22 protein-coding genes and 1 pseudogene are annotated in these 24,342 nt (G+C 73.4%); 14 read left to right on the top strand and 9 right to left on the bottom strand.

The genetic code is table 11. The features are described 5' to 3' along the window. Positions 1-181: 181 nt before the first annotated feature. From ABZV06_RS09830 to ABZV06_RS09845, 4 genes and pseudogenes are all read left to right on the top strand, one after another. Positions 182-847 (top strand): annotated as a pseudogene (locus ABZV06_RS09830) (ATPase); the annotation flags it as partial. Continuing rightward, positions 844-1,251 carry a roadblock/LC7 domain-containing protein gene (locus ABZV06_RS09835; RefSeq protein WP_007465177.1) on the top strand — a complete coding sequence of 136 codons (408 nt, stop codon included), beginning with the start codon at positions 844-846 and terminating at the stop codon, positions 1,249-1,251. The pseudogene ABZV06_RS09830 and the gene ABZV06_RS09835, both read left to right, overlap by 4 nt. A gap of 89 nt (positions 1,252-1,340) precedes the next feature. After that, positions 1,341-1,706 (top strand): DUF742 domain-containing protein, encoded by a 366-nt coding sequence (locus ABZV06_RS09840; RefSeq protein ID WP_007465174.1) that lies wholly within the window; start codon positions 1,341-1,343, stop codon positions 1,704-1,706. Continuing rightward, positions 1,687-2,310: an ATP/GTP-binding protein gene (locus tag ABZV06_RS09845; protein ID WP_355242048.1), complete on the top strand. Its 624-nt coding sequence runs from the start codon at positions 1,687-1,689 to the stop codon at positions 2,308-2,310. Before ABZV06_RS09840 ends, ABZV06_RS09845 begins: the two co-directional genes overlap by 20 nt. Before the next feature lie 68 nt (positions 2,311-2,378). On the opposite strand, the gene ABZV06_RS09850 is transcribed toward ABZV06_RS09845, so the two are convergent. The 5 genes from ABZV06_RS09850 to ABZV06_RS09870 are packed head-to-tail and all read right to left on the bottom strand — an operon-like array spanning position 2,379 to position 9,889. Beyond that, a complete protein-coding gene (locus ABZV06_RS09850) occupies positions 2,379-3,467 on the bottom strand; it encodes a uroporphyrinogen-III synthase (RefSeq protein WP_355242045.1) in 1,089 nt (362 codons plus the stop codon). Continuing rightward, complete coding sequence (gene nirD / locus ABZV06_RS09855; protein WP_355242042.1) at positions 3,467-3,817, bottom strand: nitrite reductase small subunit NirD; 351 nt, start codon at positions 3,815-3,817, stop codon at positions 3,467-3,469. The genes ABZV06_RS09850 and nirD overlap by 1 nt, the downstream gene beginning before the upstream one ends. Next, complete coding sequence (gene nirB / locus ABZV06_RS09860; RefSeq protein WP_355620198.1) at positions 3,814-6,336, bottom strand: nitrite reductase large subunit NirB; 2,523 nt, start codon at positions 6,334-6,336, stop codon at positions 3,814-3,816. The genes nirD and nirB overlap by 4 nt, the downstream gene beginning before the upstream one ends. Beyond that, a complete protein-coding gene (locus tag ABZV06_RS09865) occupies positions 6,333-7,772 on the bottom strand; it encodes an FAD-dependent oxidoreductase (RefSeq protein ID WP_355620201.1) in 1,440 nt (479 codons plus the stop codon). The genes nirB and ABZV06_RS09865 overlap by 4 nt, the downstream gene beginning before the upstream one ends. Continuing rightward, positions 7,769-9,889, bottom strand: coding sequence for a molybdopterin oxidoreductase family protein (locus ABZV06_RS09870; RefSeq protein WP_355620203.1), 2,121 nt, complete (start codon positions 9,887-9,889; stop codon positions 7,769-7,771). The genes ABZV06_RS09865 and ABZV06_RS09870 overlap by 4 nt, the downstream gene beginning before the upstream one ends. Positions 9,890-10,157: 268 nt before the next feature. Between ABZV06_RS09870 and ABZV06_RS09875 the strand changes: the two genes are divergently transcribed. From ABZV06_RS09875 to glmM, 7 genes are all read left to right on the top strand, one after another. After that, complete coding sequence (locus tag ABZV06_RS09875; protein ID WP_355620206.1) at positions 10,158-10,853, top strand: methyltransferase domain-containing protein; 696 nt, start codon at positions 10,158-10,160, stop codon at positions 10,851-10,853. Positions 10,854-10,936: 83 nt separating this feature from the next. Beyond that, entirely contained in the window at positions 10,937-11,200 is a 264-nt protein-coding gene (locus ABZV06_RS09880) for a DUF6364 family protein (protein WP_355242029.1), read from the top strand. Then, on the top strand, positions 11,184-11,477 hold the full coding sequence (locus ABZV06_RS09885) for a type II toxin-antitoxin system PemK/MazF family toxin (RefSeq protein WP_355242027.1): 294 nt from the start codon (positions 11,184-11,186) through the stop codon (positions 11,475-11,477). The genes ABZV06_RS09880 and ABZV06_RS09885 overlap by 17 nt, the downstream gene beginning before the upstream one ends. A 131-nt stretch (positions 11,478-11,608) precedes the next feature. Continuing rightward, complete coding sequence (locus ABZV06_RS09890) at positions 11,609-12,994, top strand: nitrate/nitrite transporter (RefSeq protein WP_355242024.1); 1,386 nt, start codon at positions 11,609-11,611, stop codon at positions 12,992-12,994. A gap of 209 nt (positions 12,995-13,203) precedes the next feature. After that, a complete protein-coding gene (gene rplM / locus ABZV06_RS09895; protein ID WP_053653864.1) occupies positions 13,204-13,647 on the top strand; it encodes a 50S ribosomal protein L13 in 444 nt (147 codons plus the stop codon). Between the two features lie 20 nt (positions 13,648-13,667). Beyond that, positions 13,668-14,186 carry a 30S ribosomal protein S9 gene (gene rpsI / locus ABZV06_RS09900; protein WP_355620209.1) on the top strand — a complete coding sequence of 173 codons (519 nt, stop codon included), beginning with the start codon at positions 13,668-13,670 and terminating at the stop codon, positions 14,184-14,186. A 116-nt stretch (positions 14,187-14,302) separates the two neighbouring features. Further along, positions 14,303-15,661 carry a phosphoglucosamine mutase gene (glmM, locus tag ABZV06_RS09905; protein ID WP_355242018.1) on the top strand — a complete coding sequence of 453 codons (1,359 nt, stop codon included), beginning with the start codon at positions 14,303-14,305 and terminating at the stop codon, positions 15,659-15,661. A 77-nt stretch (positions 15,662-15,738) separates the two neighbouring features. On the opposite strand, the gene ABZV06_RS09910 is transcribed toward glmM, so the two are convergent. After that, positions 15,739-16,923, bottom strand: a complete 1,185-nt coding sequence (locus ABZV06_RS09910) for a pyridoxal phosphate-dependent aminotransferase (protein WP_355620338.1) — start codon at positions 16,921-16,923, stop codon at positions 15,739-15,741. A 46-nt stretch (positions 16,924-16,969) separates the two neighbouring features. After that, positions 16,970-17,953 (bottom strand): MmpS family transport accessory protein, encoded by a 984-nt coding sequence (locus tag ABZV06_RS09915; RefSeq protein ID WP_355620212.1) that lies wholly within the window; start codon positions 17,951-17,953, stop codon positions 16,970-16,972. Positions 17,954-18,192: 239 nt separating this feature from the next. Here ABZV06_RS09915 and glmS point away from each other — a divergent pair, with 239 nt between their 5' ends. Continuing rightward, positions 18,193-20,106: a glutamine--fructose-6-phosphate transaminase (isomerizing) gene (gene glmS / locus ABZV06_RS09920; protein WP_355242013.1), complete on the top strand. Its 1,914-nt coding sequence runs from the start codon at positions 18,193-18,195 to the stop codon at positions 20,104-20,106. An 85-nt stretch (positions 20,107-20,191) separates the two neighbouring features. Here the strand turns inward: glmS and ABZV06_RS09925 are convergent, their stop codons facing one another. Together ABZV06_RS09925 and ABZV06_RS09930 are read right to left on the bottom strand one after the other, a co-directional pair. Then, the gene (locus tag ABZV06_RS09925) at positions 20,192-21,919 is read right to left on the bottom strand and encodes an alpha/beta hydrolase (protein ID WP_355242010.1); all 1,728 of its coding nucleotides are present in this window, start codon (positions 21,917-21,919) and stop codon (positions 20,192-20,194) included. Continuing rightward, entirely contained in the window at positions 21,916-22,212 is a 297-nt protein-coding gene (locus ABZV06_RS09930; protein ID WP_355242007.1) for a hypothetical protein, read from the bottom strand. Before ABZV06_RS09930 ends, ABZV06_RS09925 begins: the two co-directional genes overlap by 4 nt. 175 nt (positions 22,213-22,387) lie before the next feature. On the opposite strand from ABZV06_RS09930, the gene ABZV06_RS09935 reads away from it, so the two are divergent. Both ABZV06_RS09935 and ABZV06_RS09940 read left to right on the top strand, forming a co-directional pair. Then, positions 22,388-22,756: a holo-ACP synthase gene (locus tag ABZV06_RS09935; protein ID WP_355242005.1), complete on the top strand. Its 369-nt coding sequence runs from the start codon at positions 22,388-22,390 to the stop codon at positions 22,754-22,756. A 55-nt stretch (positions 22,757-22,811) separates the two neighbouring features. Further along, positions 22,812-24,281, top strand: a complete 1,470-nt coding sequence (locus ABZV06_RS09940) for an NAD(P)H-hydrate dehydratase (RefSeq protein WP_355242002.1) — start codon at positions 22,812-22,814, stop codon at positions 24,279-24,281. Positions 24,282-24,342: the final 61 nt, after the last annotated feature.

Here is a 24,342-nt window from a genome sequence, read left to right on the forward strand (position 1 = left end):
GCTGCGGATCGGCCTGCGGTTGGTGCACGGCCAGACCGCAGCATCTGCCGCACCCACCAGTGCGGGAACCACACGTGGGTGTAGAACGGCAGCGGCAGGGTGACCCGTCGTGCCGGCCCCGTCCATGCCGCCCGCGGTGCCGCCGACGCCTCCCGCGCCGGTCAGCACCCGGCCGGAGTTCCCCGCCGAGGCGCCGATCTTCCGGGAGATGGAGGCGGTCTGGTTCCGGTCGCACGGCGACGACGCCACCGCGATCTTCACCCGGCCACAGTTCGACACCCCGCCCGCACCCGTCGACGGCGGCTCGCGTGCGACAAACGGTGTTCCGTCGACCACCGCGTCCGCGCCGGCCACCACGCCGGCCCGACCGCCGCTGCCCACCCGGACCCCGGGCAGTTCCGAGGGCACCGGAGCACAGAGCGTGGGGAGCATGGACGGATTCGGGACCGCGAAGACCGCTGGTCGGGGCGCCTCGACACCGACACCGCCACCGTCGTACAGCGCGCCGCCGGCCGCACCGACGGCACCGGTCGCCGCCCCCGCGCCGGCCGCGGCCCCGCCGGGCCCGGACCCGGACGCCTGGCGGACGGCCGCCGACGAGGGGTGGACGCTGGCCAGCCGGGCCGCCGAGCCGGCCGCCGCCGGCACCACCCGTTCGGGTCTGCCCAAGCGGGTGCCGCAGGCGCAGCTCGTGCCGGGCGGCATCGAGCCCAAGAGCGGTCGGGACCGCAGCCGGCGGACCCCCGACGAAGTACGCGGCCTGTTGTCGGCCTACCACCGTGGCGTGCAGCGCGGTCGAACGGCCGGTACGGACCTGAACAGCACCTCGACCAAGGAGAGCCGATGAACAGGCCAGCTGCCATGCAGGACATGGGTTGGCTGCTCACCAACTTCGCCGACAGCGTGGCGGGCATCGCCCACGTGGTGGCGGTGTCCGCCGACGGGCTGCTGCTCGCGTCCTCCCGGGACCTGCCGGGTGACCGGGCGGACCAGCTCGCCGCGATCACCTCCGGCGTGGTGAGCCTGACCGAGGGCGCGGCACGGATGTTCAGCGCGGGCGGGGTGTTGCAGACCGTCATCGAGATGGACAGCGGTTACCTCTTCCTCATGTCGATCAGCGACGGCTCGTCGATGGCCGTGCTGGCCGCGCGGAGCTGCGACGTGGGTCAGGTGGGTTACGAGATGGCCCTGCTGGTGGAGCGGGTGGGTGCCGCGCTGGTGCCGCTGCCACGGGACGCGGTGCGTTCGTAGTGCCGCGAACCGGCGTGCGGCCCGCGCGCCGGAACAGGGAGGGGAGGCGGTGTGTGCCGGCTCCGCGGGGGACGAGGAGGTGATCGGGGATGGACCAACGACGCGCTGACCCGCGCGGCGCTCTGGTACGCCCGTACGCGGTCACCCGTGGTCGTACCGAACCCCGGCAGGACATCGCTCTCGAGGCGGTCCTCACGGCCTCTCCCACCCAGGTTGCCGAGTCCCGCTTCGCGGGGCACGACAAGCACCGCATCGCCACGGTCTGCGAGGGCCGTGCACAGTCGCTGGCGGAGATCGCCGCGTACACCCGGATGCCGCTGGGCGTCGCCCGGGTACTGGTCGCCGACATGGTGGCCGAGAGCCTGCTGACGTTACACACTGCTGCTCCCGCCGAGGGGTTCGAGGAGCGGATGGAACTGCTTGGAAGGGTGCTAAGTGGACTTCGCAGGCTATGACCCCGCTGGGGGGCGGCCGGGCCGGGGAATCGTCTCCGCGAAGATCGTCGTCGCGGGCGGTTTCGGCGTCGGCAAGACGACCCTGGTCGGCGCGATCTCCGAGATCACGCCGCTGAGGACCGAGGCGGTGATGACCGCGGCCGGCGTCGGCATCGACGATCCGTCAAAGGTGCCCGGCAAGGAGACCACCACGGTCGCCATGGACTTCGGCCGTATCACCATGGCCCAGGACCTGATCCTGTACCTGTTCGGTACACCGGGTCAGACCCGCTTCTGGTTCATGTGGGACGAGATCATCCGGGGCGCGGTGGGTGCCGCCGTCCTGGTGGACACGCGCCGGATCACCGACGCGTTCGCCCCGCTGGACTACTTCGAGAACCGCAACCTGCCGTACGTGGTGGCGCTGAACCGGTTCGACGGCGCTCCCCAGTACGAGCTGGAGGAGGTCCGCGAGGCGCTGGCCATCTCGCCGCAGGTGCCGCTGGTGATGACCGACGCCCGGCATCGGGATTCGGTCAAGCAGGTGCTGGTGACGGTGGTCGAGCACGCCATGCTCCGGCTCCAGGCCGAGCAGGGTCGGGGCTTCCCCACGCCGGTCGGCTGAACCGTCGGGTCACGGTCGACTCAGTCGCAGGGCCACGGCCGGTGGGTCACCGCCGGCCGTGGCGCGGTTCAGTCGACGCGGAGCCGGTAGCCGCGCTTCACCACGGTCTGCACCACCCGGGGCGCGCGCAGGCCGGCCCGTAACCGGGCGACGGCCATCTCCACGGCGTGCTCGTCCGCGCCCCGAGGCAGCGTCCGGAGCAGCGCCGTACGGGACAGCACCCGGCCCGGGGACTGGGCCAGCGCCCGCAGCACCGCCATCGGGGCGGGCGCCAGGGGCCGCAGCTCTCCGTCGATGACCGCTGCGTGCCCGCGCAACGTGAGCAGATGGCCGCCGGCCTTGAACGTGATGGTCCGCCGGGGCAACTCATCGACGATGGTGCGTACCAGGGCACCCAGCCGCGCCCGGCCGGGCGCGCTGACCGGCACCCCGTGCCGTAGCAACGGCTCGGCGGTCACCGCGCCGACGCAGCTCGCCAGCACGTCGTTGCGGAACGCGGCCACCACCGCGTCGGTACGGTCGCCGGCGGCCCGCAGCAGCGCCTCGACCGCCGGCGCGGAGGTGAACGTCACCGCGTCCACCAGCCGGCCGGCGATCAGGTCGATCAGCCGGTGCAGCGGCGCCGGGTCCGTCGGGGGCGCCCAGCGGTAGACCGGCACCTCGATCACCGTGGCGCCGGCCGCCTCCAGGGCGAGGGTGCACTCGGGCTGGCGCTCACCGTGCAGCTGCATGGCGATCACCTGCCCGGCAACGCCGCGCCGGCGCAGGTGCTCGACCACCTCGTCGCAGCTCTCCGACGCCGGTGACCACTGGTCGTGCAGTCCGGCCGCACGGATCGCGCCACGTGCCTTGGGACCGCGGGCGACGACGTACGAGCTGGCGAGGACCGACCGCAGCGGCTCGGCCAGACCCCAACCCTCGGCAGCTTCCAGCCACCCGCGCATCCCGATGCCGGTGTTGGCCATCAGGATGTCGGGTGGCTGGTCGAGGCAGGCGCGGGTCGCCTCGCGCAGTTCGGTGTCGTCGGACAGCGGCACGATCCGCAGCGCCGGGGCGAGCACCACGCGTGCGCCCCGGCGTTCGAGCAGCGCGGCCAACTCGTCGCGCCGCCGGTCGGCGGTCACCCCGATGGTGAAGCCGGCCAGTTCTTCCCGCATCAGTCCTCCCGTCGCAACCGCACCTCGACGATCCCGTCGTGGCAGCGCGTGTCGTGCCGGGCCACGGCCACCCCGGGCAGGTCGAGGCACTCGCCGGTGCGCAGGTCGTACACCTGCTTGTGCAGCGGCGAGGCGACCGTCGGTACGCCGCCACGGCTGCCCACGATGCCCCGGGACAGCACGTACGCACCGGAGACCGGGTCGCGGTTGTCGATCGCGAACAGCCCGTCCACGGTGTGGAAGAGGGCGACCTGCACGCCGTCGACCAGGGCGGCGACACCCCGCTCCGGTTCCAGCCGGCCGAGGGGGCAGACCGCGGTCCAGCCGAGTGTGGTCATCGTGGGGCTCATCGCCGTACCTCCGGAAGGCCGAGCGTGACGGGACGACGGCCGGAACCGTCGGGTGGGGTGCCGCCGCGTGCCGGTACCGGCTGGCCGCGCTCCACCGCGAAGGTGATCGACGGGTCGGGCACGTCGGGGGCGTTGACGAAGGAGGTGTAGCGGCGCAACCGCTCGGGGTCGTCCAGCACGTCGCGCCACTCGTCGGAGTACGACGACACGTGTCGGGCCATGGCCTCGTCCAGGTCGGCGCAGATGCCCAGCGAGTCGTCCACGATCACGGCGCGCAGGTGGTCCAGGCCGCCGTCCATGGCCTCGATCCAGCCGGCCGTGCGTTGCAGCCGGTCGGCGGTGCGGATGTAATACATCAAAAATCTATCGATCAATCGAATCAGTGCTTCTGTCGACAGATCAGTGGCGAACAGGTTGGCGTGCCGGGGCCGGAAACCGCCGTTGCCGCCGACGTAGAGGTTCCAGCCCGTCTCGGTGGCGATGATGCCGAAGTCCTTGCTGCGCGCCTCGGCGCACTCCCGGGCGCAGCCGGAGACCGCCGACTTGAGCTTGTGCGGCGCGCGCAGCCCGCGATAGCGCAGTTCCAGCGACACGGCGAGACCCACCGAATCCTGTACGCCATATCGGCACCAGGTCTCGCCGACGCAGGACTTCACCGTGCGCAACGCCTTGCCGTACGCGTGGCCGGACTCGAAACCGGCGTCCACCAGCCGCCGCCAGATCTGCGGTAGCTGCTCCACCCGGGCACCGAACAGGTCGATCCGCTGGCCACCGGTGATCTTCGTGTAGAGCTGGAAGTCCCGGGCGACCTCGCCGATCACGATCAGCTTCTCCGGGGTGATCTCGCCGCCCGGGATGCGGGGCACCACCGAGTAGCTGCCGTCGCGTTGCAGGTTGGCCAGGAAGTGGTCGTTGGTGTCCTGCAGGGACGCCTGCTCTCCGTCGAGCACGTGCCCGCTGCCCAGCGAGGCCAGGATCGAGGCCACCACGGGCTTGCAGATGTCGCAGCCGCGTCCCCGACCATGCTCGGCGACGAGCCGGGAGAACGTGCGGATGCCGCGGACGCGCACGATCTCGAACAGCTCCCGGCGGCTCACGTCGAAGTGCTCGCAGAGCGCGGCGGACTGTGCCACGCCGGCCGCGTCCAGGAGCTGCTTGAGCATCGGCACGCAGGACCCGCAGCTCGTGCCCGCCCTGGTGCACGTCTTCAACGACGGCACGTCCGCACAGCCACCCGCGATGGCGGCGTCCACGTCGCCCCGGGTCACCGCGTTGCAGGAACAGACCTGCGCGGTGGCGGGCAGCGTGCCGGCGTCCGCGCCGCCGCCGTCGGGGGCGAGCAGGGCCAGCGGCGGGGCCGGCAGCGGGCCACCCACGCTGGCCCGCAACGTCGGGTACGCGCTGGCGTCACCCACCAGCACCCCACCGAGCAGGGTGTGCGCGTCGTCGGAGAGGACCAGCTTCGCGTACACCCGGGTTGCCGGGTCGGTGAACGTGACGTCCAGGCAGCCCTCGGTGGTGCCGTGCGCGTCGCCGAACGACGCCACGTCCACCCCGAGCAGCTTGAGCTTGGTGGCGGTGTCCGCGCCCGGGAAGGTCGCCGCGCCGCCGACCAGCCGGTCGGCCACCACCTCGGCCGTCGCGTACCCCGGGGCCACCAGGCCGTGACAGGTGCCGTCGACCGCCGCGCACTCGCCGACGGCCCAGACGTGCTCGTCGGCGGTGCGGCAGGTCTCGTCGACCAGCACCCCACCGCGCGGACCCAACGGCAGGCCGGCGGCGCGTGCCAGCTCGTCGCGGGGCCGGATGCCGGCGGCCACCACGACCAGCTCGGCGTCGACGACCCGGCCGTCGGACAGCTCCAGGGCGGCGACCGCGCCGTCGGCCCCGGCGCGGATCGCCGTGGTGGCGACCCCGAGGTGGGTACGCACACCCAGCTCCTCGACGTAGCGGCGCAGCATCGCGCCGCCGGCCTGGTCCACCTGCACCGGCATCAGCCGGGGCGCGAACTCGACCACGTCGGTGCTCAGGCCGAGCAGACGCAGGGCGTTCGCCGCCTCCAACCCGAGCAGCCCGCCGCCGATCACCGCGCCGACCCGCCGACCCTGGGCGTACTCCCGGATCGCCGCCAGGTCGTCCAACGTCCGGTAGACGAAGACCCCGGGCAGGTCGGCCCCGGGGACCGGCGGGACGAACGGGTACGACCCGGTGGCCAGCACCAGCGCGTCGTAGCCGTACTCGCCCTCGGCGGTGGTCACCACCCGCCGGGCGCGGTCGATGGCGGTGACCGGCTCACCGAGGCGCAGCAGCACCCCGTCGTGCGGGGTGTGCACGTTCAGCTCGTCCTCGCCGACCCCGTCGAAGTACGCCGAGAGTCGTACCCGGTCGTATGCCGGACGCCCCTCCTCGGCAAGCACCGTCACCCGCCAGTGGCCCTGCGGGTCACGGGCGCGCAGCGCGTCGACGAAGCGCTGTCCCACCATCCCGTTGCCGACGACGACCAGGTCTGCGCCGCTCATCGCGTCACCTCCACCGATTCCGCTTCGGACAGCCAGTCGACGATGCCGCCGACCGCGTCCCGGCATCCGCCGCATCCGGTGCCGGCCCGGGTGCCCGCCACCACCGCGTCGACCGTCCGCGCGCCCGAGCGCCAGCAGCGCACCAGGGCGCCCTTGGTCACGGTGTTGCACTGGCAGACGACGGCCGCGTCCGGCATCAGCGCCGGTGACGCGCTCGGCGCCGCGACGGCCCCGCCGAGCGTCCGACCCAGCAGCAGGGCCCGCCGGTCGGCCGGGACCGGGTGACCCCGGTCGAAGAGTTGGATCACCGTGCCGATCGCCGGGTTGTCGCCGAGCAGGATCGCGCCGGTCAACCGCTCGTCACGGATGCGCAGCCGGGCGTACGTGCCCCGGGCCGGGTCGGTGAACGTCAACTCCTCGCCCGGGCCGCCGTTCGCCGCGTCGCCCATCGCCGCCAGGTCGATCCCGGCCGCCTTGAGTCGGGTCACCACCGGACGGGGCCGGTACCGGGCGAGCGGGTCCGTGCCGGTCAGCACGTCGGCGAGCACCCGGGCCTGGGCCCAGGCGGGCGCGACCAGCCCGGTGATCGTCCCGTCGTGCTCGGCGCAGTCGCCGAGCGCCGAGACGGACCGGTCGCTGGTACGCAGTCGGTCGTCCACCACCACGCCGCGTCGCACGGTGAGCCCGGCGGCCTGCGCGAGGGCGGTGTCGGGGCGTACGCCGCAGGACAGCACCAGCAGGTCGGCGCGCAGCGACCGGCCGTCGGCCAGGTCGAGACGGACGCCGGTGTCGTCCGCCACCACCCCGGTCGCCGGTACCCCGAGCTGGATGGTGACGCCGAGCCCCGCGAGCGTGCCGGCCAGCACCGCGCCGGCCGCGGGATCGAGCTGCCGCTCCATCAGGTGGTTGGTCGGGTGCACCACGGTGGTGGCCAGACCGCGCGTGGCCAGGCCCCGGGCGGCCTCCAGCCCGAGCAGCCCGCCACCGAGCACGATCGCGGCGCGTGCGCCCCGGGCCACGGTCAGGATGCGGCGGCAGTCGTCCAGGGTCCGGAAGGGCACGACCCGCCCCGGCAGGTCGGCCGGGTCGAGGCCGGGCAGGGGCGGCACCACCGCCCGCGCGCCGGTCGCCAGCACCAGGTGGTCGTAGGCGATGCGTTCGCCGTCGGCCGTGCGGACCTCGCGGGCCGCCCGGTCCACCGCGGTCACCGCGACGCCGGACCGCAGATCGATGCCGTGCCCCGCGGCCTCGGTCAACTCCACGTCCGGTTCGTCGATGCGGCCCGCCAGCAGCGTCGACAGCATGATCCGGTTGTACGCGCGGTGCGGTTCCGCCCCGAGGACGGTGACCTTGCGGTCGCCCTCGCGGGCGTGCAGCTCGGCCGCGAGCCGGGCACCGGCCATCCCGTTGCCGACGATCACCACCCGGGCGGTCATGCCTTCTCCACCCGGACCGCGCAGATCTTGAACTCGGGCATCCCGGAGATCGGGTCCACCGCGTCGTTGGTCACCGAGTTGGCCCGCCCGACGCCGGGCCAGTGGAACGGCGCGAAGACCGTGTCCGGGCGGATACCCGTGCTGAGTCGGGCCGGGGCACGCAGCTCGCCCCGTCGGGACGTGACCCGCACCGGGTCGCCGTCGTCGATGCCCAACCGGGCGGCCAGGTCGGGGTGCAGCTCGACGAACGCCTCGGCCGCGGCCCGACGCAGCGCCGGCACGCGCCGGGTCTGCGTGCCGGACTGGTACTGGGCCAGCACCCTGCCGGTGGTGAAGTGCAGCGGGTACGTGGCGCACACCTCCTCGGCGGCCGGCCGGTGGTCGACGGGGTGGAACCGGGCCCGGCCGTCCGGGGTGGCGAACCGGTCGGCGAAGAGCCGTGGCGTGTCCGGACCGTCCTCGCTCGGGCAGGGCCAGTGGACGCCGTCGGCGGCGTCGATGCGGTCCCAGGTGATGCCGGCGTAGTCGGCGGCGCCACCGGCGGAGGCGCGGCGCAGTTCGGCGAAGACGGTGGCCGGGTCGGTAGGGAAGCGCGCGGCAGCGGTCTCGGCGTCGCCCAACCTGGCCGCGAGGTCGGCGAGGATGGACAGGTCGGTGCGGACGCCCGGTGGCGGTGGACGCAGCGCGCGTCGACGCAACACCCGGCCCTCCAGATTGGTCATCGTGCCGTCCTCCTCGGCCCACTGCGCTGTGGGCAGCACCACGTCGGCCAGCGCCGCCGTCTCGGAGAGCAGAAGGTCGGCCACGACCAGCAGGTCGAGGTCGCGCAGTCGACCCTCGATCCGGGCGGCCCGGGGAGCGGAGACCACCGGGTTCGAGCCGAACACCAGCAGCGCCCGGGGACCGTCGGCGGTGCCGAGCGAGTCGAGGAGCTGGTACGCCGGCACACCGGGACCGGGTAGCTCGTCGGCCGGTACGCCCCAGACGCCGGCGACGTGCTCCCGGGCCACCGGATCGTCGATCTTGCGGTAGCCGGGGAGCTGGTCGGCCTTCTGCCCGTGCTCCCGCCCACCCTGACCGTTGCCCTGGCCGGTGAGGCAGCCGTACCCCGAGCCGGGGCGGCCGGGCAAACCCAGGGCGAGGGCGAGGTTGACGTACGCGCTGACGGTGTCGACACCCTTGGCGTGCTGCTCCGCCCCGCGCGCGGTCAGGATGATCACCCGACCGCCGGTGCCCAGGGCGCGGGCGGTCGCCTCGAGATCGGCCACCGGCACGCCGGAGAGCTGTTCCGCGCGGGCCGGCCACCAGGCGGCGACGCTGCGGCGGACCGCGTCGAAGCCGGTGGTGCGCTCGGCCACGTACGCCTGGTCGACCCAACCCTCGGTGAGCGCGATGTGCAGCAGCGCGTTGGCCACCGCGAGGTCGGTGCCGGGCAGCGGTTGCAGGTGCAGGTCGGCCTGGCGGGCGGTGGCGGTGACGCGGGGGTCGACGACGATGAGCTTTCCGCCGCCCCGGCGCTGCTCGGTGAGCCAGCGGACCAGCGGTGGCATGGTCTCCGCCGGATTGGCGCCGACCAGCAGCAGCGTGTCGGCCCGGCCCAGGTCGGCCAGGGGGAACGGCAGCCCTCGGTCGACGCCGAAGGCGCGCATCCCGGCGGCCGCCGCCGAGGACATGCAGAACCGTCCGTTGTAGTCGATGTTGCGGGTACGCAGCGCGATCCGGGCGAACTTCCCCAGCGCGTACGCCTTCTCGTTGGTCAGCCCGCCGCCGCCGAAGACCGCGACCGCATCCCGGCCGGAGCTGTCCTGGATCGCGCGTACGCCGGCGGCGACCCGGTCCAGCGCGGTGTCCCAGGTCGCCGGACGCAGCTCGCCGCTGGCCGGGTCGCGTACCAGCGGAGTGGTCAGTCGTTCCGGGTGGTCGAGCAGTTCGGCGGCGGTCCAGCCCTTCTGGCACAGCCCGCCCCGGTTGGTGGGGAACTGGCGGGGGAGCACGGTCACCCCGGTGTCGTCCTCGCGCAGTGTCATGCCGCACTGGAGGGCGCAGTACGGGCAGTGCGTCGCCACCTCGCGGGGCGTGCGCCCCGATCCAGTTGCCGGCCATGCACCGTCTGTCATGTCGGCAAAGCGTGCCGCTGGGCAGTTTCCAGTCCGGGTCCCTTCTGTTTCGGTCCTGTCAAGTGGGCCTCACACCGCACAGAAGCGAGGCAGCGGACCGCAGCCCCACCCCCGCGATCTTGCACTTTCGGTGGCGACTTAAGGGGCATCCCGCTCATCTCGACAACCGAAACTGCAAGATCGACGGGATGGTCGGTTTCGCGTGCTCACCCGAGCCCGTGTGGCGCTTATAATGTGGGAAAGTTGTCTCGGATGATGGGAGGGCGTCATGGGCGTGGTGGACGTTTTCGACGCCGTGGCCGGCACCTACGACGAGGCGCGACGGCGGCTGGTGCCGTGCTTCGACGCCTTCTACGGCGCGGCCGTCGAGGTGGCCACGCCACCGCTGCGCGCCGCGCTGGCGGCTGGTCGTACCCCCGAGGTTTTGGACCTGGGCGCGGGTACCGGGCTGCTCTCGCTGCTGCTCGCCGCGGCGGTGCCCGGGGTCCGGCTGACCCTCGTGGACGCCGCGCCGGCGATGCTGGCCCGCGCCACCGCCGAGCTGTCGGCGCGCTCGGTGCCGCACCGGACGGTCCAGGCCGACCTGTCCGACGAGCTGCCCCCCGGCCGGTACGACGCCGTGGTCAGCGCGCTGGCGATCCACCACCTGGACGACTCCGGCAAGCGGGCGCTCTACCGGCGGGCCGCCGCCGCCCTGACGCCCGGTGGGGTGTTCGTCAACGCCGAGCAGGTCGCGGGGCCGACCCCGGCCCTCGACCAGCGCTACGACGAGGTGTGGATGGCGCGGATCGCCGAGCTGGGGGCGTCGCCGCAGGAGATCGCCGGGTCCCGGGAGCGGATGCGCTACGACCTCCCGGCGACCGTCGGCGACCAGTGCCGGTGGCTCGCCGAGGCCGGCCTGGACGACGTCGACTGCTACTTCAAGGAGTGGCGCTTCGCGGTGTTCGGTGGTCGGGCCCGCTGACGATATGGACGTTTCGACGCCGGGGGGCGAGCCGGTCGGCGCGTGGATGACTGACGGTCATACCGGTGGGTAGTCTCAGCGGCATGACTGCCAAGGTGACGCTCTCGTTCACGGACGAGACGATCGAGGAGGCCCGGCGCTTCGCCAAGCGCGAAGGGCTGTCCCTTTCGGCGTGGATGGACCAGGCGGCCCGGGAGAAGGCGCTGCGCGAGGTCTTCACCGCGCACGCCGCCGCCGTGGGCCGCGCCGGCCTCGACCTGGAGTCCGCCGCCCTCGCCGACGCCCGCGAGGTGGGCATGGTCAACGACCTCTTCCTCGGCGGACCGCCGCGTGCTGCGCAGGGGTGAGGTCTGGCGCATCGAGGGTGCCCGTGAACGCCTCGGCCTGGTGGTCAGCTCGGACGTCTACAACTCCACCGACGTTCCTATCGTGATCGTCGTCGAGGTGGTCGAGGAGTCGCTGCTGCGCGACTCGCCCCTGGCCGTGCCGATGGGCCCGTACGTGGTGATGCCCGACCGGATCTCCTCGCCGATGAAGAAGTGGTTCACCGAGTGCGTGGACGTCGCCGACACCGAGACCATGCTCCGGGTCGGCCGCGCGCTGCGCATCCTCCAGCAGCTCTGACTGCGGGCACCTCACCATCGCCGTCCGGCCGTGGTGCGGTAGCCGTTTCCGGGCCGACCCGGGACGGGCACTGCCAGGTAACTCCGTCTCCCTAGCGTCTCCGATCGTCACACCGACGAGGAGGAGCCGCCGTGAGCACGCTCACCAGCACCGCAGTCACCGCCGAGCCACCTGCCGTCACCGGCCGCCGGCAGCCGCTTTCCGACTGGCGGCCCGAGGACCCCGACTTCTGGCGTACGACGGGCGCGCCGATCGCCCGCCGCAACCTCTGGGTGTCGATCTTCGCCGAACACGTCGGCTTCTCCGTGTGGAGCCTCTGGTCGGTCACCGTGCTCTTCCTCGGCCCCGCGTACGGCATCGACCCGGCCGGGAAGTTCCTGCTCACCGCCGTGCCGGCCGCGCTGGGCGCGGTGCTGCGGCTGCCGTACACGCTGGCGGTGGCCCGCTTCGGCGGGCGACGCTGGACGACCATCAGCGCTCTCCTGCTGCTGATCCCGACGGTGCCGATGACGGTGCTGCTGGAACCCGGGGTGTCCTACTCCACCCTCATGGTGCTGGCCTGCCTCACCGGCGTCGGTGGCGGCAACTTCGCCTCCTCGATGGCGAACATCAACCTCTTCTACCCCCAGCACCTCAAGGGCCGCGCCCTCGGGCTCAACGCCGGGGGCGGCAACCTGGGCGTACCGGCGGTGCAGCTCGTCGGCCTGGCGGTGCTGGCCACCGCCGGCGCCGCGTACCCCCGACTGGTGCCCGCGGTCTACCTGCCGCTGATCGTGCTGGCCGCGCTGGCGGCGGCCCGCTGGTTGGACACCGTGCCCGGGGCCCGCAACGAGCCGGGAGCGCTGCGCGAGGCCGCCCGGGACCCGCACACGTGGATCATGTCGCTGCTCTACATCGGCACCTTCGGGTCGTTCATCGGGTTCGGGTTCGCCTTCGGTCAGGTCCTCCAGCTCCAGTTCGCCGACCGGTTCCCCACCCCCGTCGACGCCGCCTGGCTGACCTTCCTCGGGCCGCTGATCGGTTCGCTGATCCGGCCGCTGGGCGGGCACTTCGCCGACCGGCTCGGCGGAGCCCGGGTGACCTTCTGGAACTTCGTCGCGATGGCCCTCGGCGCGGGCGCGGTGCTGTACGCGGCCCGCGAGCGCTCGTTCGGGCTCTACCTGGCCGGGTTCCTGGCCCTCTTCGTCTTCTCCGGGGTCGGCAACGGCTCCACGTACAAGATGATCCCGGCGATCTTCCGGGCCCGGGCGGCGGACGCGGTGGCCAACGGCACGCGCGACCCGGAGGACGCCGCGCGGTGGGCGCGACGGATGACCGGCGCGTTGATCGGGATCGCCGGCGCGATCGGCGCCTCCGGTGGGGTACTGGTCAACATCGCCTTCCGCCAGTCGTTCCTCAGCTCCGGCAACGCGGACGCCGCCTACCTGGCGTTCATCGGCTGGTACGCGATGTGCTTCGCGGTGACCTGGGTCGCCTACCGTCGCCCGGGGTCGTTCAACCGGCTTGCCGGCGTGTGAGCTGGGTCATGCCCGGCGCGCCGGAGTGCGGCGGCAGACCCCCGTTTTGACCTGCCGATGGGGCGCCGGGTATCGTTGCCTGCTGTTGTACGACATCCAGAGGCGTGCCCTATCAGGTACGCTTGGTCGTTCGTGCGCGCTGGTCCGGCCTGCTAGATCTGGTCACCTCGGCGCGCGACCCCAGACCGACGACGAGACAAGGTAGACCTGTGCGTACGTACAGCCCGAAGCCGGGTGAGATCGAGCGTCAGTGGCACGTCATCGACGCCTCTGATGTCGTGCTGGGCCGCCTGGCCACCCACGCCGCCACGTTGCTGCGTGGTAAGCACAAGCCGACTTTCGCGCCGCACGTCGACACGGGCGACTTCGTCGTCATCGTGAACGCGGGCAAGGTCGCGCTGACCGGCAACAAGCGCCAGACCAAGGTCGCTTACCGCCACTCGGGTTACCCGGGTGGTCTCAAGCAGATCGGCTACGACGAGCTGCTGACCAAGCGTCCCGAGCGGGCCATCGAGCTGGCTGTGAAGGGGATGCTCCCGCACAACAAGCTCGGCCGTCAGCTGATCAAGAAGCTGAAGGTCTACGCCGGTGCCGAGCACCCGCACCTCGCGCAGCAGCCGGTGCCGTTCGAGATCAAGCAGATCGCGCAGTGAGCGCGGGCGAAGGAAGCAGCATGACCGACATCATCGAGACCGAGGTCGCCCCGGAAGCGCCTGAGGCCCCTGAGGCCCCCGAGGCCCCTGAGGCCACCGAGGCCCCTGAGGCCACCGAGGCACCGGCGCCCGTTGCCCGCGCGCCTCGTGGTGACCGGCCGATCCAGACCGTGGGCCGCCGCAAGGAGGCCATCGTCCGGGTCCGCATCGTCCCCGGCACCGGCAAGATCACCTGCAACGGCCAGGACCTCGAGGCCTACTTCCCGAGCAAGGTGCACCAGCAGCTCATCAAGGAACCGCTGGTCACCGCCGAGAAGCTCGAGCAGTTCGACGTCATCGCCAACCTGCGTGGCGGCGGCACCACCGGCCAGGCCGGTGCGCTGCGGCTGGGCATCGCCCGCGCGCTGATCATCAACGAGCCGGACGACCGCCCGGCCCTCAAGAAGGCCGGCTTCCTCACCCGTGACGCCCGGGTCAAGGAGAGCAAGAAGTACGGCCTCAAGAAGGCCCGCAAGGCTCCCCAGTACTCGAAGCGCTGATCTTTCCCAGCGCGTTGTACTTCTGACGGACGGCCGGTCCGCCTCCCCCGACCGGGGAGGTGGGCCGGCCGTTCCGCTTTCTCCTCATCGCAGTTGCTCATCGGAGGTTGGCGGGTATGGGTCGGTTGTTCGGCACGGACGGCGTACGCGGGCGGGCGAACGCGGATCTCACCCCTGAGTTGGCGCTCGCGCTCGCCGTGGCCGCCGCGCACACGCTCGCCGAGACGGACCGCAGTCACCCGCCACTCGCCGTCGTCGGCCGGGACACCCGGGCCAGCGGCGAGATGCTGGAAGCCGCCGTCGTGGCCGGGCTGACCAGCGCCGGCGCGAACGTGGTGCGCGTCGGGGTTCTGCCCACCCCGGCGGTGGCGTTCCTCACCGCGGAGGCGAAGGCCGATCTGGGCGTCGTGCTCTCCGCGTCGCACAACCCGATGCCGGACAACGGCATCAAGCTCTTCGCCGCCGGTGGTCACAAGCTCCCCGACGAGATCGAGATGAAGATCGAGGCCGCGGTGGAGGCGAACGCCATCACCGCCTGGGACCGCCCGATCGGTGCCGGCGTCGGCCGGGTGCACGACCTGCTCGACGGCGCTGACCACTACGTGCAGCACCTGGTCGGCGCACTGCCGCACCGGCTGGAAGGGATCAAGGTCGTCGTCGACTGCGCCAACGGCGCGGCGAGTGAGGTGGCCCCGGTCGCCTACCGGGAGGCTGGCGCCGAGGTCGTCGCGATCCACGCCGAGCCCGATGGCCTGAACATCAACGACGACTGCGGCTCCAACCACATCGAGGCCCTGCGTGAGGCCGTGGTGCAGCACGGCGCCCACCTGGGCATCGCCCACGACGGCGACGCCGACCGGATCGTGGCGGTCAGCGCCGACGGCGGCGAGGTCGACGGCGACCAGGTCATGGCGATCCTCGCGCTGGCCATGCGGGAGGCCGGCACCCTCACCCAGGACACCCTGGTGGCGACCGTGATGAGCAACCTCGGTCTGCGCCTGGCGATGTCCGCGCAGGGCATCCGGCTGGTCGAGACCAAGGTTGGTGACCGGTACGTGCTGGAGGAGCTGCGCGCCTCCGGTCTGGCGCTCGGCGGCGAGCAGAGCGGCCACATCGTCATGCCCGCCCACGCCACCACCGGCGACGGGGTGCTCACCGGTCTGCACCTGATGGCCCGGATGGCCGCCACCGGCCAGTCGCTCGCCGAGTTGGCCTCGGTGGTCACCAAGCTGCCGCAGGTGTTGATCAACGTTCCGGTCGGCGACCGGACCGTCGGGGCCAACGCGCCGGCCGTCCGCGCCGAGGTCGAGCGTGCCGAGGCGGAGCTGGGAGAGACCGGGCGGGTGCTGCTGCGCCCGTCGGGCACCGAGCTCCTGGTCCGGGTGATGGTCGAGGCCGCCACCGAGGCGACCGCCCGCGAGGTCGCCGAGCGGATCGCCGCCCTGGTGCGTACGGCCAGCCCCGCCACGTCGTAGTCGACCGCTCAGCAGACCCGCCGGGTCGTTGACCGTCTGCACGCCGTGCTGGCCGGGTTTCCGGCCGGCACGGCGCGTCAGCGGGTCAGGGCGCGCAGCCGGGTGACCGCCTCGGCCAGCACCTCAGGACGCTTGCAGAACGCGAACCGGACCAGTCGCCGGCCAGCCTCGACGTCGTCGTAGAACACCTGGGTGGGCACCGCCACGACGCCGCAGCGCTCCGGCAGCGACCGGCAGAACTCCATCCCGTCGGTGCCGCCGAGGGCGGTGACGTCGGCGGTGACGAAGTACGTGCCCTCCGGTGTCAGCACATCGAATCCCGCGTCGACGAGGCCACCCATGAGCTGGTCGCGGCGCTGCTGGAGTCCGTCGCGGAAACCCGTGTAGTACTCGTCGGGCAGGGCCAGCGCCACGGCGACCGCCGGTTGCAGCGGCGCGGCGTTGACATAGGTGAGGAACTGCTTCACGCTCAGCACCGCCGAGACCAACGCCGCCGGGCCGCTCACCCAGCCGATCTTCCAGCCGGTGCAGGAGAACGTCTTGCCGGCCGACGAGATGCGCAGCGTCCGCTCCCGCATTCCGGGCAGCGTCGCCAGCGGCACGTGAGGGCTGGACGCGTCGGTGAACACCAGGTGCTCGTACACCTCGTCGGTGACCGCGTACGCGTCGTACTCCTGGCACAGCTCGGCCACCAACGCCAGCTCGGCCGGCGTGAACACCTTGCCGGTCGGGTTGTGCGGCGAGTTGAGCAGCACCAGTCGCGTACGCGGCCCGAACGCCGCCCGCAGCGCCGCCGGATCGAAGGCGTACCGGCCGTCCGCGCCGGGACGCAACGTGACCGGCCGCCGGACCGCGCCGGCCAGCGCGATCGAGGCGGCGTACGAGTCGTAGTACGGCTCGAAGCACACCACCTCGTCGCCCGCTTCGCACAGCGCGAGGATGCTGGCCGCCACCGCCTCGGTCGCACCCGCCGTGATCACGATCTCGCCGTCCGGGTCGTACGCCAGGTCGTAGAACCGGCGCTGGTGCGCCGCGACGGCCGCGCGCAGAGCGGGAATGCCCGGACCGGGCGGGTACTGGTTCTGCCCGCCGCGCAGCGCCTCGGCGGCGGCGGCCAGCATCTCCGGCGGGCCATCGGTGTCCGGGAAGCCCTGGCCGAGGTTGACCGCGCCGGTCCGCACGGCGAGCGCGGACATCTCGGCGAAGATCGTCGTGCCGAACGGCCGCATCCGGGCCACCAGTGGGTCGACATCGGTGCTCATCGTCACCTGCGCCAGCCTACGGTCACCCGCTGGTCCGACTCCAGTCTCACTCGGGCTCGCATCTGGCCCCGTACCAGCTCTCGCTCTCGTAGGCCACTGGTTGGCCGGCGCCGGTGATCGTGACGGTGCAACCGAGAGGCCCGGGATCGTCGATGCCGGGCCAGTCGGCCTCGACCATGACCCTGCTCTTGCCGTTGGTGCGGATGGTCATGCGCCAGGGCAGTTTCGCGCCGTCGACGTGGATGAGATCGCTCTCGGCGTCGAAGTACGCGATGTCGGCTCTGCCGACTCCGGTGACCTCGTAGACCACCGTCACCGGCGCGGGCCCCGAGGTCGGGCGGGTGATCGGCTTCTTGGTGGGCCCCGCGGTGGTGGTGTCCGGAACGGGAGAGCTGGGTGGGCTGGGTTCCGGCGCCATGCTCGGCGCCCAGGTGTCGTCGCCGAACGGGTCGTTGTCGTACGGGTCCTCGGCGACCGAATCCGGGACCAGTTGGCCGAGCAGGGGTCCGGCCACACACACGCAGCCGCAGCCGAGGAGGGCGAGAGCCGCGACGACCGCGACGACGATCCCGACCACCCGACCGCTTCCGCCACCGGGACTCTTGGCCGGCGGATAGCCGGGATAGAGATAGGGGGGCGGGTAGCCGGGCGGCGGGTAGCCCGGCGGTGGGTAGCCCGGTGCCGGGTAGCCCGACGGCGGATAGCCGGCCGCAGGGTGCTCCGGCGGCGGGGGTGGTGGCCAGGGGCCGGCTGCGGCGGGATCGGGCGTCCACTGGGTGCCGGTGGCGTCGGGTGTCCACGCGGACGAGGGCGGGGACGCCCAGGGCGCCGGGGGTGCCCAGGGCTGGCCCGGCGCCAGCGGACCCGGCGTTGGGAAGGCGTCCGGCGCGGCCCAGCCGGGCGTCGGCTCCGGCGGCGTCTGCCCGCGCGTCGGATCCGACGGCGCTTGCCCGGCCGTCGGATCCGACGGCGTCGGGGTGGGGTCGGGTGATGGCGTCGAAGACGGATCGGGCGGCGGCGCGTCGGACATGGCTGCTCCGGGCGGGAGTGGGTAAGGGGTCAACGAGCCAGGGCAGCGCGCGCCGAGCCCGCCGGCAGACTGTCGTACGCGCCGGCGGTCCCGCAACCCCGTCCGGTCGGTGGCGCGGTGAGCAGGCTCGTGACACTCGTCCCATTGCGGCCCGACAACCACCGATCGCTCAAATCCGGTGCTTGTTTAGCCGTCTTTCGAGCACCCATGATGAGCGAAACTGGGTTAGGCTGCGGGCCATGTGTGGAATCGTGGGATACGCCGGTGCGCGCCCGGCACTGAGCATCGTGCTCGACGGGCTGCGTCGGCTGGAATACCGGGGTTACGACTCGGCGGGCGTCGCCATCGTCTGTGACGGCCAGCTGTTGACCGAGAAGAAGGCCGGCAAGCTCGCCAACCTGGAGAAGGTGCTCTCCGAGCGTGCCGCCGACGACCCGACCTCCTGCGCGGCCAGTCCGATCGGCATCGGTGACGGCACCACCGGCATCGGCCACACCCGGTGGGCCACCCACGGTGGACCGACCGACCGCAACGCCCACCCGCACCTCGCCCCCGACGGCCGCGTCGCGGTGATCCACAACGGCATCATCGAGAACTTCGCCAGGCTCCGTGCCGAGCTGGAGGCCGACGGCGTCCAGTTCACCAGCGACACCGACACCGAGTGCGCCGCGCACCTGCTCTCCGCCGCGCTGGCCGACCTGCGCGCCGCCGGCCAACCGGACAGCCCGCAGCTGCTCGCCGCCGGCATGCGCGTCGTGTGCCAGCGGCTGGAGGGCGCGTTCACCCTGCTCGCGGTCGACGCCAGCGTGCCCGGTGCGGTCGTCGGCGCCCGGCGCAACTCGCCGCTGGTCGTCGGCCGGGGTGACGGCGAGAACTACCTGGCCAGCGACGTGGCCGCGTTCATCGAGCACACCCGCGAGGCGGTGGAGCTGGGTCAGGACCAGATCGTCCTGATCACCGGCGACAGCATCGAGATCACCGACTTCGACGGTCAGCCCGCCAGCGGCAAGGACTTCCACATCGACTGGGACTCGTCGGCCGCCGAGAAGGGCGGTTACGACTGGTTCATGCTCAAGGAGATCGAGGAGCAGCCCCAGGCCATCGCCGACACCCTGCTCGGCCGGCTCACCGAGAGCGGCGAGATCGCCCTGGACGAGGTCCGCCTCAGCGACCAGGATCTGCGCGACGTCGACAAGATCTTCATCGTGGCCTGCGGCACGGCGTACCACGCCGGCATGGTCGCCAAGTACGCCATCGAGCACTGGACCCGGATCCCCTGCGAGGTGGAGCTGGCCAGCGAGTTCCGCTACCGCGACCCGGTCCTCGACCGGTCCACGTTGATCGTGGTGATCTCGCAGTCCGGCGAGACGATGGACACCCTGATGGCACTGCGCCACGCCAAGGAGCAGAAGGCCCGGGTGCTGGCGATCTGCAACACCAACGGCTCGACCATCCCCCGTGAGTCGGACGCCGTGCTCTACACCCACGGCGGGCCGGAGATCGCCGTCGCCTCCACCAAGGCGTTCCTCACCCAGGTCGTCGCCTGCTACCTGATCGGCCTGCACCTGGCCCAGGTACGCGGCATCAAGTTCGCCGACGAGGTGGGCGCGGTGGTCGCGCAGTTGCAGGAGATCCCCGGCAAGCTGCGCGAGCTGCTCGACCGGATCGATCCCGTCCGTGAGCTGGCCCGGGAGCTGAAGTCCGAGCCGACGGTGCTGTTCATCGGCCGGCACGTCGGCTACCCGGTGGCCCTGGAGGGCGCGCTCAAGCTCAAGGAGCTGGCGTACATGCACGCCGAGGGCTTCGCCGCCGGTGAGCTGAAGCACGGCCCGATCGCCCTGATCGACAAGGGCACCCCGGTGATCTGCGTGGTGCCCTCCCCGGTGGGCCGGGGCATGCTGCACGACAAGGTCGTCTCCAACATCCAGGAGGTCCGGGCGCGCGGCGCGCGGACCATCGTGATCGCCGAGGAGGGCGACGAGGCCGTCGTCCGGTACGCCGACCACCTGATCTACGTGCCGCGTACGCCCACCCTGCTGGCCCCGCTCGTCACCACGGTGCCGCTCCAGGTCTTCGCCGCCGAGATCGCCGCCGCCCGGGGGCACGACGTGGACCAGCCCCGCAACCTGGCCAAGTCGGTCACCGTCGAGTAGCCGCCTCCCACGTCCGGAGCCCCGGCGCGCCGCACCCGCGGTGGCCGGGGCTCCGTCGTCCGTACCCGTCCCGGGACCGGAGCCGTCACCGGCCCAGCACGACGCGGGCCATCCCGTCCAGCGCCGGATTGTCCGGCTCCCAGTAGCCGGCATGCCCGCCCCGCCCGCTGGAGAACACCCGGCCGCCGAACCCGGCATCCGCCGGATCGTGGCCGAACCACAGCTCGTGGCCGGTCCGATCCGGCCAGCCCAGTACCGCGGCGAGCGGAGCGGCGCCGAGCACGGCCGGGCGGACCAGCTCGTCCACCGGCCGGGCCAGGCGGATCACGTCGTCGGGGGCACTGCTGGCCCACACCTGTCCGGCCGGAATGCCCAGCTCGTCGGCGTGCGCCACGCCCACCCCGGGGGAGCCGACGAACATCAGCGCGTCGGCCGCCAACCCGTGCTCGCGGGCGGCCATGCCCACCACCAGCGACCCGTAGCTGTGCCCGAGCACCGTCTGCCGGGCCGGCGGCCCCTCGTGGGTGGCGCGCAGCCCCTCCTGGAAACGGTGCAGCGCCGGGCCGGCGTCCCGGGCCTGGCTGGCCGACGCCGCCTCGGTCAGGAAGTCCGGTGCGTCGTAGTCCAGCCACAGCACGGCCGCGCTGCGCTCACCCGGCACGAGCGCCGCGCAGCGCTCCAGCACCCGGGCGGCCCGACCCAGCTCGCCAGGGGCGTCGTCCAGCCCAGCGGTCATCCCCGGCACATACGTCAGCACCTGATCGGCGTGGTCGGGGTCGTCGAGCGCCACCACCACCCGCCCCTCACCGGTCGGGTCCAACCCCAGCAGGTACGCCCGCGGCGCCCCGCCGGCCAGTCGCTCGGTGAGCGCGTCCAGGCCGGCCAGCCGACCCGCGACCGCGCGCAGTCGTACCGATTCGAGCGGCCCCGGCGGCACGCGGGCCAGCAACCGCCGCCGCTCGATGAGCAACTCCTCGCGCCGCGCGCCGAGCAGCAGGCGGTTGGCCTGGTCGCGGGCTGCCACCGGTACCCCGTCCAGACCACCGACCAGCGCCGGCTCGTGGCCGACCAGCCACCGCCGCTGGGCCGGAGTCAGCCCGGACCACCAGGCGCGCACCACCGGTGGCGACGCACCGGCGGCTGGTCGGCCGGGCGGTGGCGGGGACGCCCACCCGGTGCCGGCGGAACGGGTCAGCTCGGCCAGCCGGTCGGCGGCGGCCCGGTCCGCCGCGTCCGCCCGCCCGATCGCCGTGCGCAGAGCCGCCGCCACTCCCGCCGCCGCGATACCGGCCGCCGCGCCCGCACCCACGCCGGCCGCCGACGCCGTCGCCGCGCCGGCCAGCGCGCCTCCGGCCGCCCCGCCGTTTCCCGCCCCGGCCGGTGCCCCGACGCCCGCCCCCGATCCCGGCGCTGACGAGCCGGGTGCCGGCACGCCGGCGGACGCGGGTTGCGCCGAATCCATCCGCACATCGCCGTTGCGGTCCACCGCCAAGCCGGCCGCCTCGGCCCGGGTGACCGCCTCCGCCAGCTGGGCCTTCGCCACGGTGAGCTGCCGGGCCAGCTCGGCCAGCGCCTGGTCCGCCTCGATCAGCGCCGGTGCCACCGAGGTCAGCTCGTCGCGGAGACCGCCGAGCCGGCCGTCGGCCGCCGTGGCGGCCACCCCGGACCAGCCACCCCGCAGCCGCCCGGCGGCCCCGGCCAGCTCACCGGCGTACCGGTCGACCGGCCCGGTCAACCCGGCCCAGGCGGTGCCGGCCGCCCGCCAACCTGCCGGATCGGCGGCCCAGAGCTGCCGATAGCCGACCCCGCTCACCGGGGCACGGCGGCGAAGCGGCCCGCCGCCCGGTCGTCCACCGTCTCGTACGCCTCGGCCGCCGCACGGACCCCACCGGCGGTCGCCGCCACGTCCGCGCCCAGTCGGCAGAACCAGGCGTGCCCGGCCGCCTCCAGCCCGGCCAGCGCCACGGCCGACCGCCAGCCCGGTGCCGGCACCAGCAGCCCCGGGACCCGCGCCAGACCCGCCGCCAACCGGTACGCCTCGTCGTCGAGCGCGCGGGCCACAGCGCGCAGCTCCTGCGGCCGGACGTCGAACGGCTCCTCGGCCATGACCCACCCCCGTGCTCGATCGGCAACCGACGCGCTGAACGCTAGGGGGCTCCGAACCGTCCCGGAATGCCCTGTGGACGCACCGGCCGCGGCCGTACCCCGGTGTGTCCACAGGCGTTGCCCACGGCGGGCCCGACGGCTAATCTGCCGCCCCGACCGCCGGTAGGGTGATCAGGTGATCGTCGCTGTCGGCCTCGACGTCGTCCTGGTGGACCGGTTCACCCGGTCACTGGGGCGGACGCCGCTGCTCGCCGACCGGCTCTTCACCGCGCCGGAGCGGATCACCCGCTCCGGCGGTCCGCGCTCGCCGGAGTCGCTCGCCGCCCGCTTCGCGGCGAAGGAGGCTGTCGCCAAGGCGCTCGGCGCTCCGGCCGGCCTGCGGTGGCACGACTGCGAGATCGTGCCCGACGAGGACGGGCGGCCCTGGCTGAGCGTCTCGGGGACCGTCGCGGCGGTGGCCGCCGAGCGTGGGATCAACCACTGGCACCTCTCGCTGTCACACGACGGCGGGATCGCGTCGGCGATGGTGGTCGCGGAACGGTGACCTCGGCCGGGTGGGCCGCGTCGGCCGACCCGCGGAACGGATGGGACACGGTGACATGAGACCGGTGTGGCGGGTGGCCGACGTACGGGCGGCCGAGGCGGGACTGATGGGCACGCTGCCGGAGGGCACGCTGATGCAGCGGGCCGCGGCCGGGCTGGCCCGACGGGCCGCGCTGCTGCTGGCCGAGCGCGGCGGCGTGTACGGCGGCCGGGTGCTGCTGCTCGTCGGCTCCGGCGACAACGGCGGCGACGCGCTCTACGCCGGCGAGCGGCTGGCCCGCCGGGGAGTCGAGGTGTCCGCCCTGCTGCTCACTCCGGGACGGGCGCACGTCGCGGGACTGGCCGCGTTGCGGGCCGCTGGCGGCCGGTTGGTCGACCGCCCCGCCGGTCCCGTCGACCTGGTCCTCGACGGCATCGTCGGTATCGGCGGCGCAGGTGGGTTGCGCGCGAACGCGGACGAGATCGCCCAGCGGCTGAGCGACCTGCGCGGGCGCGACGGCCAGCGGGCCACCGTCCTGGCCGTGGACGTGCCGAGCGGAGTGGCGGTGGACACCGGGCACGTGCCACTGGGCGCGTCCGGCCGACCTGTCGCCGTCCGCGCCGACGTGACCGTCGCCTTCGGTGCGCTCAAGCCCGCCCTCGTGGTCGGCCCGGCCACCGCGCTGGCCGGGCAGGTGGAGCTGGTCGACATCGGGCTGCGGCCCTGGCTGCGGGGCACCCCCGCGCTGAACGTCACCGAGTGGTCCGACCTTCAGCGGTGGTGGCCCGAGCTGGGTGCCGCGTCGGAGAAGTACACCCGGGGTGTGGTGGGGGTGGCGACCGGCTCGGCGACGTACCCGGGCGCGGCGGTGCTCTCCGTCGGCGGGGCGCTGGCCGGGCCGACCGGCCTGGTCCGGTACGCCGGTGGGGCTCGTGCCGAGGTGCTGCACCAGCACCCCTCGGTGATCGCCACGCCGCGGGTGGCCGACGCCGGCCGTGTGCAGGCGTGGGTGTGCGGCTCGGGGTTGGGCACCGGCGACGACGCGGCGGCCGAGTTGCGGGCCGTCCTGGCGACCTCGGTGCCGGTGGTCCTCGACGCGGACGCGCTGACCCTGCTGGTGGACGGCTCACTCGCCGACCGGCTGCGCGGCCGGGACGCCCCGATCGTCGTCACGCCCCACGACCGGGAGTTCACCCGGCTGTGCGGGGAGGAGCCCGGCGCCGACCGGGTCGGGTCGGCGCTGCGACTGGCCGCCTGGATGAACGCGGTCGTGCTGCTCAAGGGGGACCGCACGGTGATCGGCACGCCGGACGGCCGGGCGTACGTCAACCCGACCGGCACCCCGGCGCTGGCCACCGGCGGCACCGGCGACGTGCTGGCCGGGCTGCTCGGCTCGCTGCTGGCGGCCGGGGTGCCGGCGGACCGGGCGGCCGCCGGGGCCGCGTACCTGCACGGGCTGGCCGGTCGGGAGGCGGCCCGCGGCGGCCCGGTGACCGCGCCCGACGTGGTGACCGCGCTGCGCCCGGTCATCGCCAGGGTGGGCTGATCGTCCCGTCCCCATCCGGTCGGTGTGCCGGGCCGTGCGTCGCCGCCCATGGTGATCAGGC

Source organism: Micromonospora sp. NPDC005172 (assembly GCF_040608555.1).
Lineage (GTDB): Bacteria > Actinomycetota > Actinomycetes > Mycobacteriales > Micromonosporaceae > Micromonospora.

Excerpts from the sequence above, each read along its gene's own strand:
- ABZV06_RS09835 (WP_007465177.1), top strand. The coding sequence starts at position 844 with ATGAACAGGCCAGCTGCCATGCAGGACATGGGTTGGCTGCTCACCAAC.
- ABZV06_RS09840 (WP_007465174.1), top strand. The coding sequence starts at position 1,341 with ATGGACCAACGACGCGCTGACCCGCGCGGCGCTCTGGTACGCCCGTAC.
- ABZV06_RS09850 (WP_355242045.1), bottom strand. The coding sequence starts at position 3,467 with ATGCGGGAAGAACTGGCCGGCTTCACCATCGGGGTGACCGCCGACCGG.
- nirD (WP_355242042.1), bottom strand. The coding sequence starts at position 3,817 with ATGAGCCCCACGATGACCACACTCGGCTGGACCGCGGTCTGCCCCCTC.
- nirB (WP_355620198.1), bottom strand. The coding sequence starts at position 6,336 with ATGAGCGGCGCAGACCTGGTCGTCGTCGGCAACGGGATGGTGGGACAG.
- ABZV06_RS09865 (WP_355620201.1), bottom strand. The coding sequence starts at position 7,772 with ATGACCGCCCGGGTGGTGATCGTCGGCAACGGGATGGCCGGTGCCCGG.
- ABZV06_RS09870 (WP_355620203.1), bottom strand. The coding sequence starts at position 9,889 with ATGACAGACGGTGCATGGCCGGCAACTGGATCGGGGCGCACGCCCCGC.
- ABZV06_RS09875 (WP_355620206.1), top strand. The coding sequence starts at position 10,158 with ATGGGCGTGGTGGACGTTTTCGACGCCGTGGCCGGCACCTACGACGAG.
- ABZV06_RS09880 (WP_355242029.1), top strand. The coding sequence starts at position 10,937 with ATGACTGCCAAGGTGACGCTCTCGTTCACGGACGAGACGATCGAGGAG.
- rpsI (WP_355620209.1), top strand. The coding sequence starts at position 13,668 with ATGACCGACATCATCGAGACCGAGGTCGCCCCGGAAGCGCCTGAGGCC.
- glmM (WP_355242018.1), top strand. The coding sequence starts at position 14,303 with ATGGGTCGGTTGTTCGGCACGGACGGCGTACGCGGGCGGGCGAACGCG.
- ABZV06_RS09910 (WP_355620338.1), bottom strand. The coding sequence starts at position 16,923 with ATGAGCACCGATGTCGACCCACTGGTGGCCCGGATGCGGCCGTTCGGC.
- ABZV06_RS09915 (WP_355620212.1), bottom strand. The coding sequence starts at position 17,953 with ATGTCCGACGCGCCGCCGCCCGATCCGTCTTCGACGCCATCACCCGAC.
- glmS (WP_355242013.1), top strand. The coding sequence starts at position 18,193 with ATGTGTGGAATCGTGGGATACGCCGGTGCGCGCCCGGCACTGAGCATC.
- ABZV06_RS09930 (WP_355242007.1), bottom strand. The coding sequence starts at position 22,212 with ATGGCCGAGGAGCCGTTCGACGTCCGGCCGCAGGAGCTGCGCGCTGTG.
- ABZV06_RS09940 (WP_355242002.1), top strand. The coding sequence starts at position 22,812 with ATGAGACCGGTGTGGCGGGTGGCCGACGTACGGGCGGCCGAGGCGGGA.